At 30.9% G+C, this 16,898-nt stretch carries 11 protein-coding genes; all 11 read left to right on the forward strand.

The window, feature by feature from the left end; all coding sequences use genetic code 11:
• Positions 1–165 precede the first annotated feature (165 nt).
• A complete protein-coding gene (locus AAYQ05_RS16040; protein WP_343544402.1) occupies positions 166–972 on the forward strand; it encodes a hypothetical protein in 807 nt (268 codons plus the stop codon).
• A gap of 19 nt (positions 973–991) precedes the next feature.
• Positions 992–3,754 (forward strand): TonB-dependent receptor, encoded by a 2,763-nt coding sequence (locus AAYQ05_RS16045; protein ID WP_343544403.1) that lies wholly within the window; start codon positions 992–994, stop codon positions 3,752–3,754.
• Positions 3,755–3,772: 18 nt separating this feature from the next.
• On the forward strand, positions 3,773–4,951 hold the full coding sequence (locus AAYQ05_RS16050; protein WP_343544404.1) for a DUF4249 domain-containing protein: 1,179 nt from the start codon (positions 3,773–3,775) through the stop codon (positions 4,949–4,951).
• A 71-nt stretch (positions 4,952–5,022) separates the two neighbouring features.
• Entirely contained in the window at positions 5,023–6,627 is a 1,605-nt protein-coding gene (locus tag AAYQ05_RS16055) for a hypothetical protein (RefSeq protein ID WP_343544405.1), read from the forward strand.
• A 294-nt stretch (positions 6,628–6,921) separates the two neighbouring features.
• Positions 6,922–7,665 (forward strand): hypothetical protein, encoded by a 744-nt coding sequence (locus AAYQ05_RS16060; RefSeq protein ID WP_343544406.1) that lies wholly within the window; start codon positions 6,922–6,924, stop codon positions 7,663–7,665.
• Positions 7,666–10,449 carry a TonB-dependent receptor gene (locus AAYQ05_RS16065; protein WP_343544407.1) on the forward strand — a complete coding sequence of 928 codons (2,784 nt, stop codon included), beginning with the start codon at positions 7,666–7,668 and terminating at the stop codon, positions 10,447–10,449. It begins immediately after the preceding gene.
• 4 nt (positions 10,450–10,453) lie between these two features.
• Positions 10,454–11,680 (forward strand): DUF4249 domain-containing protein, encoded by a 1,227-nt coding sequence (locus AAYQ05_RS16070; protein ID WP_343544408.1) that lies wholly within the window; start codon positions 10,454–10,456, stop codon positions 11,678–11,680.
• Between the two features lie 12 nt (positions 11,681–11,692).
• Positions 11,693–12,883 (forward strand): DUF4249 domain-containing protein, encoded by a 1,191-nt coding sequence (locus tag AAYQ05_RS16075; protein WP_281634674.1) that lies wholly within the window; start codon positions 11,693–11,695, stop codon positions 12,881–12,883.
• Positions 12,884–12,900: 17 nt separating this feature from the next.
• Positions 12,901–14,691 (forward strand): hypothetical protein, encoded by a 1,791-nt coding sequence (locus AAYQ05_RS16080; protein WP_343544409.1) that lies wholly within the window; start codon positions 12,901–12,903, stop codon positions 14,689–14,691.
• A 174-nt stretch (positions 14,692–14,865) separates the two neighbouring features.
• On the forward strand, positions 14,866–15,729 hold the full coding sequence (locus tag AAYQ05_RS16085; protein WP_007804760.1) for a sigma-70 family RNA polymerase sigma factor: 864 nt from the start codon (positions 14,866–14,868) through the stop codon (positions 15,727–15,729).
• Positions 15,730–16,103: 374 nt separating this feature from the next.
• Positions 16,104–16,766, forward strand: a complete 663-nt coding sequence (rpe, locus tag AAYQ05_RS16090) for a ribulose-phosphate 3-epimerase (RefSeq protein ID WP_343544410.1) — start codon at positions 16,104–16,106, stop codon at positions 16,764–16,766.
• Positions 16,767–16,898 lie beyond the last annotated feature (132 nt).

Here is a 16,898-nt window from a genome sequence, read left to right on the forward strand (position 1 = left end):
ATCAAAAGGTTAAAACACTAGTCTACAACGTTTTCAGAAAACGCATTATAGGTTAAATAATGTTGTTGGTTTAAAAATCAATGTTGTTGGTTTAATTTATTTTTTAAAGGACTGTCGTTAACATAGTTTTATATAGAAAATAGCCACACAAAAACTAAAATATTGATGAAAAAAGGTATTGCAAGGTCAAGAATTAATAACACAATATTATTTATTACCATCTCTTTTAAATTCAAACTATATTGTAAAAACCAACCATCGAAAATTATACCTCCCCCAACAATAGTTTTCATCCTTTTATTGCTTTCAATCAACAGCTTTTCTCAAACCAATGAAAAAAAAGAAGTTTCCAATTATTTTGACAAAATTGTTGGCGAAGAGATTTTAAATATCAATAACGGCAAAATTCATATTGATCCTTATAATTTAAAAAACAGCCATAATTATTATTTAAATAAAAACTTTATTAAAGGATCTGTTTTTTATGACAACCAGTTTTATGAAAATGTCCTCATAAAGTATGACATATACAAAGATCAACTTGTTAAATCGTTTGCAAATAATACCGCATTCGGTATAACTCTGATAAATGAAAAAACAGATTACTTTTTCATTGAAGATAAAAAATTCATCAATATTGATACTAAATACAAATTCCCAAAAGCTATTACTGGCTTTTTTGAAGAAAAGTATTTAGGCAAAAAAATCTCCTTATATATTAAGCACTTTAAAACTGCAAAAGAAATTATAATTGAAACTACTTTGTATACAGAATTCAAAGAATTGAGTGGTTATCAGGTTCTTTATAATTCAAAATTTGCACCTGTAAATACACAAAAAGAAATCCTCGCAATATTTCCTGACCTAAAAAAAGAAATAAAAGATTATTACAAAAAAAATAAACTTTTAGAAGAGACAGCCCCAAACCTATTTAAAGCAGATTTACTAAAATTTATTGATAACAATTTATAAGCTCTATTTCTAAATCTAAATGAAAAAACACTTTCTCTTCTGTTTATTTTTGTTACTGCCACTCTTTCTTTTTTCTCAGGAAAAAAATGTTTCTGTAGCATATTCAAACGTAACACGAAAAAAAGCTATCGAAATAATTGAAAAAAACACATCTTTTCATTTCTATTTCGAAGACCAATGGCTATCTAAAGATGAACTTATTTCGGGCGAATTTAAGAATACATCTATTACAGTAATTTTAGATGCTGTTTTTAATAACACGACCATAAATTATATTATTGACAACAATAATATAATTCTGAGCAATGGCCTATTAATATCAAACCCGATTACTGAAAATTATTTCAAAAACACTGACAATAAAACTGTTAGCAAAATCAGCACTTTGCAAGTTGTTCCAATTTATAATAAACAGTATCTAAATGATTCTAAGAAAGATTCAGACTCTATAATTTCTTTAGGAAAACAGTCTTTAATAAACACATCTCAAACTTATACCTTATCAGGCTACATTAAAGACAGAATTTCAGGAAAACCAGAATACAATATCACCATCAAAGTAAAAGATAAAGACATAAGCACCACAACTGATGCAAATGGCTATTATAGCTTTAGAGTTCCTGCAGGAATCAATATAATTGAGACACAATCATTAAATCATCAATCAAAGACCAAAAAAATTGTGCTTTATAATAATGGAAAGGTTGATTTTAATTTAGATGAAAATGTAAATGCACTTAAAGAGGTTGTTATCGAAAATAAAAGAACAAAAAATACAGCTTCGGCAGTTGCTGGTCTTACAAGCATTAATGTTGAAAACATCAAAAATGTTCCTTTAATTCTAGGTGAAAGAGATATTTTTAAAGTTGCGACAACACTTCCGGGAATAAAAACGGCAGGAGAAGGTTCTGCAGGATTTAATGTGCGTGGAGGAAAAGATGACCAAAACTTGTTTTTACTTGACAACGCTTCTCTCTACAATCCATCTCACTTTTTGGGTTTCTTTTCTTCTGTAAATCCATTTACAACCAAAACAGCCGATATCTACAAAGGAAGTATTCCTGCTGAGTTTGGAGGACGTCTTTCTTCTGTTTTTGATATCAAATCTAAAAGCGGAAATACCGAAAAAATTTCTGGCGAAGCAGGAATTGGCCCAGTAATGAGCAATGTAACACTCGAACTTCCGATAGTAAAAGGAAAATCAAGCATGTTATTTGGTGGCAGAGCGAGTTATTCTGATTGGATTCTAAAAACTATCAAAGAACCTGAATTAGACAATAGTCAAGCTTCTTTTTATGATTTGCTTTTAAAATACAATCACCAAATCTCAAAAAAAGATGATCTGGAAACTTCCTTATATTATAGTCATGACAAATACAGTATTAATTCAGATTCTATCTACAAATACAGCAATTTATTAGCAACCGTAAAATGGGATCATGATTTCAATCTAAAAAACAAATCTTCGTTAATTGTTACCAATAGCCAATATAAATTTAACATCGACTGCGATTCTCAACCAGAAAAATCATTTGATTACGGCTATAAAATCAATGAAACTCAGTTTGTTTTTAAAATGAAGTCCAATCTTAATGAAAAACACATATTTAATTATGGCATTAGCAGTAAATTATACAATGTCGAGCCTGGCTTTCTCAAACCAACAGGCGGCAATTCTCTAATTAAAGATATTACACTTGAAAAAGAAAAAGCTTTAGAGTCGGCTTTATTTTTTACCGAAAATTATAAAGTCAACGATAAGTTTTTAATAAATTTAGGTTTGCGCTATTCTTTCTATTCTGCACTTGGCCCTGCCACGCAAAACATCTACCAAGATGACCAACCTAAATCTGATAGAACCGTTATTGATACCAAGACCTATTCTAATAATGAGTCTGTAAAAACTTATGGTGGCTTTGAACCTAGAGTTTCAGCTCGATATTTTATACTTCCAGATCTATCTATAAAAGCAAGTTTTGACAGAACATATCAATATATGCATTTACTGTCTACAAACACTACTCAATCTCCAATGGATGTGTGGAAACTTTCAGATTTAAATACTGAGCCACAATCTTCTAATCAATTCTCGTTAGGAGTTTTCAAAAATATAATTGAAAAATCATTAGAACTAAGCGTCGAAGGTTATTATAAACGCTCTAAAAATATTCTGGATTACAAAGTCGGTGCTGAATTATTTTTGAACCAAAACATCGAAACTGAACTTCTTCAAGGAGAAGGAAAAGCTTATGGAATTGAATTTTTAATCAAGAAAGAAAAAGGAAATTTTAATGGATGGTTAAGCTATACTTATTCGAGAGCTTTAATAAAATTGGATAGCAGATTTGACGCTGAAAAAATAAACAATGGAGATTATTTTCCTACGAATTATGACAAACCGCATGATTTTAGTGCTATTCTAAATTACAAATTCACAAAAAGGTATAGCTTATCAACTAACTTTGTTTACCAAACCGGCAGACCTGTCACCTTCCCTATTGGATCTTACGACTTAACAGGAGAGCAATTTACTTTATACAGCAATCGCAACCAATATAGAATTCCAGACTATTATAGATTAGATATAGGGCTTAATTTTGAAGGAAATCACAAGATAAAAAAACTCGCTCATAGCTTTTGGAACCTTTCAGTTTATAATGTTCTTGGACGAAACAACCCTTACAATGTGTATTTTGTTACTGAAGATAAAAAAATCAAGGCTTATAAAACCTCTATTTTTTCTGTTCCAATTCCAACAATCACTTACAATATCAAGTTTTAATTCATTTATCTCATGCATATGAATTTATCAATAATCAAAAAAAAATCGTTGGCCATTTTTGCATTTGCTTTTTTATCAAGTTGCACAGAACAATATGTATATCAAAATCAAGATTTTGAAGACGCAATGAGCGTTGAAGCCACATTAACAAATGAATTAAAACATCAGGAAATAAACATCTCACGCACAAGACTGGTTAACGATACAATAAAAAAACCAGAATCTGGAGCTAACGTTACTGTTGTTGATAGCGATGGAAATGTATTTAATTTTGACGAAAAAGATGGAAAATATATTTCTGTAAATGAGTTTAAAGCAGAACCAAATAAAAACTATCAATTAAAAATAACAACCAGTTCTGGAAAATCGTATGTCTCTTCAACAGAAATTTTGCCTACAGAAAATAGTATTGATCTAGAAACAGAGATTGCAGACAAAGATGGAGCTCGAGGGGTTCAGGTTAACGTTAAAAGTTTTGATCCAACCAATACGTCCAAATATTATCGATATGAATATGAAGAGACGTACAAAATAATAACTCCTTACAATATTCAAACACGTCTCAAATTAGTCCAAAAAAGCGATTACTCCTATAGCTTCGAAAAAGTTCCTGCTGAGCCAAACACTCAAATTTGCTACACAACTAAGCATTCTACAGGAATAAGGCAAACCAATACCGTAAATTTAACTGAAGATCGTGTAAAATACCCTGTCCGTTTTATTAACAACACAGATTATATGCTAACAAATCGTTATAGCATAATGGTTTCTCAATACACGCAAAATCAATCTGCTTATGATTATTATTACAAATCAAAAAAAATGATTGATTCTGGAGAATTACTATCTCCAAATCAGCCAGGATATGTTGTTGGAAACATAAAATCAACAACAGATTTACATGAAAAAGTAATAGGTTATTTTGAAGTCGCATCTGTCTCTAAAAAAAGAATCTTTTTTAACTTCAACGACTTTTTCCCCTTAGAAAAGCCTGTTAAATATTTTCAAACTTGCGATGCGAGACCATATGGTTTTGCTGAAATAGAACGACAAAATTATCTCTTACTTAGTACACATGTTTATATAGCAGATGGGCCTGGAGGAATTATCCCCACCAGTTTCATAATGGTTGAAAAAAAATGTGGCGATTGCACAACATTTTCGTCTAACGTAATACCTTCATTTTGGGAAAATTAAACATCAAATTAGCTTTTCTACTGCTATTAGTAAATTTTACTTTTAAAAGCAGCGCTCAAAACAATACTGTTTTGCGCACAGAATCATTATTAGTTAAAACGAATACCTCGGTAATTATAACCGGTGAAACTCTATATTACCAATTCTACTGTTTAAGTAAGACGAATGTTTTTTCTGACATTAGTGAAATTGCATATGTAGAAGTAATTAATGATAAGAAAGAAAGTGTCTTTAAAAATAAAATTAGTCTGAAAAACGGAATCGGATCTGGCGATTATTTTATTCCAACCATATTAAAAACTGGAAACTATAAACTTATTGCTTACACAAACTGGATGTTAAACAATAGTGCAAATAACTTTTTTGAAAAAGATTTTACCATTATAAATCCATTTCAAGAAAACATCAATATGGCCATTGATAGTTCTTATAACAAAGTTGACGTTTCTCAAGATGAAGCCAAAAACACATCTGAAAATATTCTCTTAAGTCTTGACAAAGAAAAATATTCTAAAAGAGAAAAAGCTTCTCTTGTAATACCAAAAACATTAGATCGAGGAAATTACTTTCTAAATATTAGGAAAATAGATCATATGTCTACAGACACAAATGGCGAAACAAGTAGTGCTAATATAAATTTAAACCAAGAAATAAAGGTACTTCCAGAAACAAGAGGCGAAGTTATAACTGGCTATATAATTGCAAAAGCTGCAAATTCTAGTTTAGATTCTAAAATAGTTACATTATCTGTCTCTGGAAAAAATTTCATTTTCAAAACAAGCAAAACAGATCGCAACGGAAAATTCATTTTTTTAATAGATAAACAAACCAATACATCGGACTGTTATGTGCAGTTATCAGAACTTGATAAAGAAAATTACACTATTGTAATAGATAAAAATCCAAGTCCAGATTTATCAAATTTAGTTTTCTCCAAAAAGACCTTTATTTCAGCTAAATATTTAAAAACGATTCAGGAGCGTTCTCTAGCAACGCAGGTCGAAAACGTTTATTTTTCACAGAAAAAAGACAGTCTTATTGAAACTGAAAATACCGATTTCTTTTTTCAACCTACCGAAAAAAAATATAATCTTGATGATTTTGAAAGATTTAGAACGTTTAAAGAAACAATAATAGAAATTGTTATCGAACTTAACTTTAAAGATTATAATCAAGTGCCTTCACTGTATTTAAGAGACATCAGATACAATATCACACAATCTCCCGAACCGTGTCTTGTTTTGGTTGATGGATTACAAATTCAGGATATAAATGCACTATTAAATTACAACACTTATCAAATTGAAAGTATTAGCGTTGTAGATAGACCTTATTGTTATGGGCCTAAAATATTTAATGGAATAGTCAGTGTCATTACAAAAAACAAAGATTTTGCTACGATTTATACCGACAAAAATGTTTTAAAAACAACGATTTTAAGACCCGAACCTGCAAAAGTATATTTTGAACCAAAATACGATACATCAAGTAACCTTAGTCGAATTCCGGATTATAGATATCAATTAGTTTGGAAACCCAATATTGTTTTTAAAGATAGCGACATGACAATTCCTTTTTATACATCTGATATTTCTGGAGATTATCAGATCAGTTTAGAAGGAATTACCGAAACGGGAAAGTATGTTCATTTTTATAAAACATTCAAAACTGAATAAGTTCTCAGATCTCGCTGCGCTAAAAGTCTACTATGCCCCCCAGATCTTTGCCGAACTGGGGTTTCAGATTATAGAAGCAAACATTATATTTTAAATTTAAGTTGATTCGATTAAAGATCACTGTTGTCGGCTTTTCAACCCAATTCCTAACTTTTCTTCTAAAATATACTATAAATATAGTTTCAAATCAATTCATAAAATTTTTATTACATTTTAACAATATTACGTGATTTTTATAACATTTTTTTAATACTTTTGAAATTCACCAATCCAAAAACAAAAATTACGTTTCCTTTGAAAAATTACAATAAAAAAATCATTTATCTTTCGATATTTGCAAGCCTTTTAAACATATCGTACGCGCACTCCCAAACCACTGAAAAATCCTCACTTTACGATTACTTCGATGAGGCGGTTGGAAAAGACAATCTAAACATCAATAACGGAATCATTCATAGTGAATCTTTCCGCCCCTTAGAAGGTAAAAACAGATATTACATTGATGAGTTCAATCTTGGAGACATAAGTTTCGAAGGTCAGATTTATTCAAATGTTAATCTTAAATACGATATTCTTGTCGATCAAGTCATTTACAAACAGAATGGCTCTTCAGAAAATGTACCTATCAACCTAATTACCGATAAGGTCGATTACTTCTTTATTAAAAACAAAAAATTTGTCAACCTAAAAGAAGAATCAGTAAAATTCCCTTCTATAATAAAAGGTATTTATGAGGAGACATACATTGGAGACAATGTCTCTCTTTATATCAAGCATACCAAAGAAAAAGTAAAGTCTTTTCAAGCAGATATTATCTACTATAATTTCATTTATAAAATAGGCTATATTTTAAAATACAACAACTATTTCTATAAGGTCGAAACAGAAAAGGATTTCAAGAAAATTTTTCCAAATTTTAAGAAAGAAATCAACAATATTTATAGTACCGATAAAAATTTAGAACGTTCCAACAAGCCCCAATTCATGGAAAATCTAACGAAACAAATCAATGGTCTTTTAAAAAAAAGTTCTAATTAAATGAAAAAAATTACTCTTATTCTATTTCTAATTGCCTTTCAACAAATCATATATTCTCAAGTAATCAGTGACAAAATATCTGTTGATTTTAAAAATGCCAATATAAAAACTGCTATTCAAGACATTGAAAAAGTGTCTTATTATAAATTTTATTTTGATGAAAAATGGTTTGAAAATGATAGCACATCTATAACCAAACAATATAAAGAGGTTAAAATTGGTGAAGTCCTTGAAGACGTTTTTCAAAATACGAGCTTTAATTTTTATATTTCTGAAAACAAGGTCATAGTAACTAATAACAGTATTATCTACAGTCAATTGCCAGATGATTATTTTGGGATTCCGCTAGAAAGAGATGAAAACGGACAAATAACTCCGATATTTTATCAACAATACGACTCGATAAAAAAGACAAACTCTCGAAATCCTAATAAAAACATTCGAGATCTTGTTCTTATTGGTAAAGAAGTAAAAAATCAAAAAAAGAAATCTACTTATACACTATCTGGATTTATAAAAGGCGGAAAAAACAATTCTGGCCTTGCCAATATTGTAGTAAAAATACCAAATTCCGAATTTTCTGCTGTAACAGACAAAAAAGGGTTCTATAGCTTGCAAGTTCCAGGAGGATTAAATGTAGTAGAAACCGAAAGTTTCTCCTATAATAAGGTCACTAAAAATATAATGGTTTATAATGATGGTACATTAAGTTTTTCTTTAACGGACAATATAAACCAACTGGATGAAGTACTTATTAAAACCAATAAAAGTAAAAGCGCAAAATCTGCTATAACAGGAGTAACAACAATTGATTCTGAAGGAATTAAAAACGTTCCTTTGGTGCTTGGAGAGCGCGATATCCTTAAAGTTGCTTTAACTATGCCTGGAATAAAAACTGCTGGTGAAGGTTCAGCAGGATTTAACGTTAGAGGAGGTAAAGAAGATCAAAATCTATTCTTGTTAGACCATGCTACTTTATATAATCCGTCACATTTCTTTGGCTTTTTTACAGCGCTAAATCCTTATACAACTAAAAAAGTAGACATTTATAAAGGAAGTATTCCTGCCGAATTTGGAGGAAGATTATCATCTGTTTTTGATATTTCATCAAAAAGCGGCAATGTCAACGAATTTCAAGGTGAAGGCGGTATTGGACCTGTGACCAGCAATTTAATGGTTTCAACGCCAATTGTAAAAGGAAAATCAAGCCTAGTTGCGGGAGGAAGAGCAACTTATTCAGATTATATTTTAAAAAGCCTTGACGATGAAAATTTAAAAAACAGCCAAGCTTCATTTTATGATTTAATTCTAAAATACAACCATAAAATAAATGCAAGTAACGATATTGAATCTACCTTATATTATAGTCACGATAAATTTAGCGTTTCTTCAGATTCTTTATACAAATACAGCAACAGATTAGCGTCTTTAAAATGGAATCATACTTTTAATGAAAAAAATAAAGGTTCTCTGATTGTTACTAATAGTGAATATAAATTCAATATTGATTATGAGTCTGAAGGAGTAAACAATTTTGATTTTGGCTATAAAATCAACGAAACTCAGGCAATGATCAAAATGAATTATTTGTACAACCAAAAGCACAAATTTAGTTATGGTATTTCAACAAAATTATATTCTGTTGATCCTGGATATTTAAATCCGAAAAATCCTGAAAGTATCTTGGTTCCTATTGATGTAGAAACAGAAAAAGGCTTAGAATCTGCCGCATATATTGGTGATAATTTCAAAATAAGCGATAAATTTCTTCTTGATTTCGGTTTGCGCTATTCCACTTTTGCTGCTTTAGGAAAATCTACTCAGAGAATTTATGAAGATAATCAGCCTATAAGCGATGCTACTGTAATTGACACCAAAACTTACGGCAACAATGAAGTGATTAAAAGGTATGGCGGGCTTGAACCGAGAGTCGCTGCAAGATATTTTATTACAGATGATTTTTCTGTAAGAGCAAGTTATGACAAAACATATCAATATATTCATTTACTATCTAACAACACCACACAATCGCCAACTGACATTTGGAAGCTTTCAGATTTAAACGTTAAACCAGAAAGTGCACAGCAAGTTTCTTTAGGTTTCTACAAAAATTTAAAAGATGGTGATGTTGAACTTAGTTTAGAAGGATACTATAAAAGATCTAAAAACATCTTGGATTACAAGGTTGGAGCTGAATTATTATTGAATGAAAATATTGAAACTGAACTTTTACAAGGTGAAGGAAAAGCTTATGGTGTCGAAGTTTTGTTAAAGAAACAAGTTGGAAAGTTAAATGGATGGCTTGGCTATACGTATTCAAGATCATTGATAAAACTTGACAGTCAATTTCAGCAGGAAAAGGTAAACAACGGAAAATACTTTCCTTCAAACTTTGATAAACCGCACGATTTCAGTGCCGTTTTAAACTATAAAATTACCAAACGTTATAGTTTTTCAAGTAATTTTACATATCAAACCGGAAGACCAATTACATATCCTATTGGAAAATACGATTATGGCAATGAGCAATACACCTTATATAGTGATCGTAACAAATTTAGAATCCCAGATTATTTCAGACTTGACGTTGGTCTAAATATCGAAGGAAATCATAAAATTAAAAAGTTAGCTCATAGTTTTTGGAATATTTCAGTGTATAATGTTTTAGGAAGAAACAATCCTTACTCCGTATTTTTTGTTACTGATAAAGGACAGATTAAAGCTTACAAAACATCTATTTTTTCTATTCCAATTCCTAGTATTACTTACAATTTCAAGTTCTAAAATCATGAAAAGTTTCATATATAAAATTAGTCTTTTATTCCTTCTTGTACTTGTGGCCAGCAGTTGTACAGAACAGTATGTTTTTCAGAACAATGATTTTGAAAGTGCTCTTGTTGTCGAAGGAACTATTACAAATGAAGTTAAAAATCAAACCATAAGACTTTCTCAAGTGTATCAACTTGAAGAAAGTGGCCCAAAAATGGAAAAAGGAGCAAATGTTTTTATTTCTGATGATCAGGGTAATGAATATCAGTTTGAAGAAAAAGATACTATATACGTATCTATAACTCCTTTTAAAGCAGAACCGGGAAGAAAATACCAATTAAAAATTAGAACAAGTGCGGGTAAAAACTATACCTCTGACGAACAGGTTCTAACTACCGAAACCAAAATTGACAATGTTACTGCAATTGCAACAACTGTGAATGGACAAAGAGGTGCACAGATTAATGTAAAAAGTTACGATCCGAGTAATACTTCAAAATACTACAGATACGAATATGCTGAAACGTACAAAATAGAAGCCCCATTATGGAGCCCTTTTGAAACATCTATACTAAATGTCCCTGCAGTTCCTGCAAACCCTGCTGAAGATTTTCCTGGTTCCCCAGCAAGAGAAGACATTGTAATAAGCCTTAGAAAAAAAGAAACCAGAACTTGTTATTCTACAAAAAAATCTAATGAGATCATTTTGAATAGCACAAATAATCTTGGTGAAGACAGAGTGAATTTCCCTGTACGATTTATTAGCAATCAAAACTACATAATCACCTATCGCTACAGTATTTTCGTAAAACAATATGTTCAAAATTTAGCAGCATACACTTATTATGAAACTTTAAAAAATTTATCGAGTTCAGGAGGTATCCTTTCTCCAAAACAACCTGGATTTTTCTATGGAAATATTAAGTCTGTAGAGAATCCATCTGAAAAAGTAATTGGCTTTTTTGAAGTGTCATCTGTGTCTTCAGAGAGGATTTTCTTTAATTACGCGGATTTATTTCCAAGAGAACCACTTCCTCCTTACTACGAAAGTGATTGTGCAGTTAGAGAATTCAGAGATTGTATAGGAGACCCGCCATGTAGCGGTGCTCAATTACGTTCTGGTATAAGCAGTCGCTATCTATCCTATTTATCTTCTGCTGGACTTGACTATTCTATGGTTAAAGCTCCATGTGGCGATTGTACAACGTTTTCATCTAATATTGTTCCTCCTTTTTGGGTAGAATAAATTTCAAAAAACATGAAATATTATATTAAATATAAAATATTAGTCCTATTTTTTCTGTCACTTATTTTTAATAGCTGCACAGAACAATATGCTTTTAAGAATGGTGATTTTGAAAGTGCACTAGTCGTTGAAGGCACGATTACAAATGAACTTAAAAATCAAACCATTAAAATTTCTAAAGTTTATCAACTGGAAGAAACAGGACCGAAATTTGAAACTGGCGCAAACGTCTATATCTTAGATGATCAGGGGACAGAATATCAATTTGAAGAAAAAGACACTGTTTATGCATCTATAACTCCATTCAAAGCAGAACCAGGAAGAAAATATCAATTAAAAATTAGAACAAAAGAAGCCAAAAATTATTCTTCGGATCAACAAACTTTAACGACAGAAACAAAAATTGATAATGTAACCGCAACTGTAGAAACGGTTAACGGACAAAGAGGTGTTCAAATAAACGTAAATAGTTATGACCCTACTAATACCTCAAAATATTATAGGTACGAATACACAGAAACTTATAAAATTATAGCTCCAATGTGGGATTCTCGGAAAGCAACAACAGAGGGAACTTCTATCATCATAAGTCCGAGAACAAAAGAAACAAGAACATGCTATTCTAGTAAAAAATCTGAAGAAATTATCTTGAATAGTACAAATAATCTCAGTGAAGACAGAGTTCATTTCCCTGTTCGTTTCATTAGTGACCAAAACTATATTATATCCCATCGATATACAATTTTCGTAAAGCAATATATCCAAACTTTAGCCTCTTATAGTTTTTACAAAACGATGAGAGATATATCCTCAACTTCAGGAAATATACTTTCCCCAAAACAACCAGGCTTCTTTTATGGAAATATAAAATCAGATGAAAATTCGGATGAGAAAGTTATTGGTTTTTTTGAAGTTTCTGCGGTTTCGTCTGAAAGAATTTATTTTAATTATGCTGATTTATTTCCTAAAGAGCCATTACCGCCATATTATGAAAGCAATTGTCTAATGCAGAAATTTAAAAATTGTGATGATGCAACGAACCCTGAATGTAACGGCGCTATCTTACGCTCGCGAATTAATACTTTCACACTAGCATACTTTTCTTCAAGCGAAGCTGAAAATCTTTATTTTATGGTAAATACTCCATGTGGAGACTGTACTTCATTTTCTTCTAATATCATTCCTCCTTTTTGGGTAGATTAATACAATTTTAAAATCTCATGAAACACTTTTCTATACATAACCAGAATAATTTTTCAATTAGAATCAAACAATTACTGTTTTTGATGTTTTTGTTTATTCAAATCGAATTTGCTTGCGCCCAGAGTTTGCAAAACAAAAATTCATTACCAAATATTACCGATCAGGAAACTATTTTTATCCATTCAAACACAACAACTTTTTTGACTGGCGAGACATTATATTTCAAATTATACTGTCTAAATCCATTAAATAACAAAACTAGCCAAATAAGCAAAATTGCTTATGTTGAATTGATTGACAGTGAAAAAAAACCACTCCAAAAAAACAAAATATACCTTGACAAAGGAATTGGAACTGGAGATTATTTTATACCTACAACCTTAAAAACAGGAAATTACAAAATTGTAGCATATACAAAATGGATGCTCAATAATGTTAATTCTCAAAAATATGAAATTGATATTTTTATTATTAATCCATTTCAGACTCAAGAACCAAATGACAATATTACATTTGACATAACCAATCCTGGAAAATCGAATACAGCTATCCAAACCACAAATTCAAACTCTGGAAATGATAAAAGAATCGATTTATTATTTGATAAAGAAAGCTATTATACAAGAGAAAAGGTAGACTTAAAATTAAAGCATCTAACTGAAACAATTGAAAAAGGGAATTACTCTGTTTCGATTCGAAAAACAGACCAAATCCCGACATTAAAACAATTAAGTCCATCAGAGTTTGCAAAAAAAACTGCTGAAAACTATGTTAATACTCCAAACAGTTTTAATTATATTCCAGAAATTAGATCAGAATTAATTACTGGAAATCTAACTTCAAGTACTAATAAAAACGTAGCCAACAAATCGATTGCGTTATCGCTACCAGGTAAGGAATATGTTTTAAAAATTGTAAAAACAAATGCTCAGGGAAAATTTGCATTTTTACTGGATCAATTTCCTAATTTTCCAAATGCAATTTTACAGGTACTTGATGAAAACCGAAACGATTATACTATCAATCTAGATCCGTTTCCAAAATTTGACGCTTCTTCATTACAGTTTTCATCAAAACTGAATTTATCACCAGAATTAAAAAATGACATTGAAGAAAGATCAACAGCAAGTCAAATTCAAAATGCCTATTATCAAATCAAGAAAGATAGTTTGGTTACAGAGGCTGTTATGAATCCCTTTTTTACTACAATCGAAAAATCATATGTTTTAGATGATTACACACGATTCCCAACTTTAAAAGAAAACATTGTAGAGATTATTGTAGAACTTTATTATAGAAAAAACAACGGAAAATATCAGCTCTTTATAAGAAACAATCAAAAAGATTTGCAAATTTTTGGGCCACCATTGGTACTTGTTGACGGGCTTTTAATTCAAGATCCAAGTGATCTTTTTGAGTATAACATGGCAAATGTCAATAAAGTTAGTTTAATTACAGAACCTTATGTATATGGTCCAAATTTATATGGTGGGTTAATTAGTTTCGAAACCAAAAACAATGAATTTTCAGAGAATTATGCGAAGAAGTATCTAAAAACAATGGAACTTCAGCGTCCTAATCCTGAAAAAGTTTATAATAATCCTGATTATTCATCTGGAAATAAATTACAGAGAATTCCTGATTACAGATATCAATTATTATGGAAACCAGATATTAATCTAAACACAAAAGAAGAAAATTTGTCATTTTACACTTCTGATATTAAAGGAAATTTTGAGGTCGTTCTAGAAGGTTTTACTGAAAATGGACACCCAGTTTACGTTTCAAAAAATATTACAGTAAAATAATTACAGTAAAAAAACAAATAAATAAAAGCCTTGATTACATTGTAAATCAAGGTTTTTATAATTTCAGGCAACTAAAATTTTTTAATTTTAAAAAAATAAAATAATTTTTTGTAACTTTTTCGATACTCCTTACGTATAACCATTTGTACACTTTAAAAATAGGGAGACAACAACATGAGACAACTTAAAATCACCAAGCAGGTAACTAATCGTGAAACTGCATCGTTAGATAAATATCTACAAGAAATTGGAAAAGTTGACCTAATTACCGCTGATGAAGAGGTAGAATTAGCACAAAGAATAAAGGCTGGTGATCAAAGAGCTTTAGAAAAACTAACAAAAGCCAACCTACGTTTCGTAGTATCTGTGGCTAAACAATATCAAAACCAAGGATTAACTCTTCCTGACTTAATTAATGAAGGAAACTTAGGTTTAATTAAAGCGGCTCAACGTTTTGATGAAACTCGTGGTTTCAAATTCATTTCTTACGCTGTATGGTGGATTCGTCAATCGATTCTTCAAGCTCTAGCTGAACAGTCTCGTATTGTACGTTTGCCATTAAACAAAATTGGTTCTATCAATAAAATCAACAAAATGTATGCTTTATTAGAGCAATCTAACGAGCGTCCACCTTCTGCTGAAGAAATTGCAAAAGAACTTGACATGACTGTAAACGACGTAAAAGAGTCTATGAAAAACTCTGGACGTCACCTATCAATGGATGCTCCTCTTGTTGAAGGAGAAGATTCTAACCTTTATGACGTATTGCGTTCTGGTGAATCTCCAAATCCAGATAGAGAATTAATTCACGAATCTCTTCGTACTGAAATAGAGCGTTCTTTAGAAACATTAACTCCTAGAGAGGCAGATGTTGTTCGTTTGTATTTTGGTCTTGGCGATCAGCACCCAATGACTCTTGAAGAAATTGGAGAAACTTTCGACCTTACTCGTGAGCGTGTTCGTCAGATTAAAGAAAAAGCAATCCGTAGATTGAAACACACTTCTAGAAGTAAAATCCTTAAAACTTATTTAGGATAAGACAATATTTGTTTCAGGTTTAAAGTTTCAGGTTGCTTTTGTAACTTGAATCATGAAACTTGAAACCTTTGTACCGCAAACAACAGTTTGATTGACTGTTCGTTTTTTGATTGATGATTGAAACTCCGGCTGATTACCGGAGTTTTTTATTTTTAAAGTTTTTTACCGCAAAGCACGCTAAGAATTACGCAAAGTTCACAAAGAAAAAAAGAAACAGCCACAGATTAAAGGATTTACACAGATTATAAAATCATTTTAATCCCTTTAATCTGTGGCAAAAAACTTAGTGCAATTTGCGCAATTCTTAGCGTGCTTTGCGGTTAAATTATAATCAACAGTATAAAAACTTTATCTTTGCAATAAAACAACACACAATGAAAAATACACTTATTGCTCCTTCAGTTCTTGCTGCCGATTTTGGTAATTTACAGCGTGATTCAGAAATGCTTAACAACAGTCAGGCAGATTGGTTTCATATCGATATTATGGATGGAGTTTTTGTTCCGAATATCTCATTTGGAATGCCAGTTTTAGAAGCAATTTCAAAACATGCCAAAAAATATATCGATGTACATTTAATGATTATCGATCCAGATCGATACATTAAAACTTTTGCCGATTTAGGAGCAAATGGATTAACTGTACATTATGAAGCCTGCACACATTTGCACAGAACACTTCAGGCAATAAAAGCAGAAGGGATGAAAGCAGGTGTAGCTATGAATCCGCACACAAATGTTGATTTATTAGAAGATACCATCAACGACATCGATGTGGTTTGCATAATGAGCGTAAATCCAGGATTTGGAGGACAATCGTTCATCGAAAACACTTACGACAAGGTAAAGAAACTAAAAGCACTTATTACTCGTAAAAGCGCTTCAACATTAATCGAAATTGATGGCGGTGTAACAAGCAAAAATGCAAAACAATTAGTAGAAGCTGGAGCAGATGTTTTAGTGGCTGGAAGTTTTGTTTTTAAAGCTGAAAATCCGACAGAAACCATAGCAGATTTAAAAAGCCTTACTACTTTTTAAATTCTCAAAAACAAAAAAAAAAAGTCCAAAAGAATTTTTGGACTTTTTTTTATTATATGTCTCGTCCTAAAATAAGTTGACACTAAATTGACTTATTATGAAAAACAAAGTAACAAATGCATCTAAGCGCTC

It is taken from the genome of Flavobacterium movens (assembly GCF_039581425.1).
Classification (GTDB): domain Bacteria; phylum Bacteroidota; class Bacteroidia; order Flavobacteriales; family Flavobacteriaceae; genus Flavobacterium; species Flavobacterium luteolum.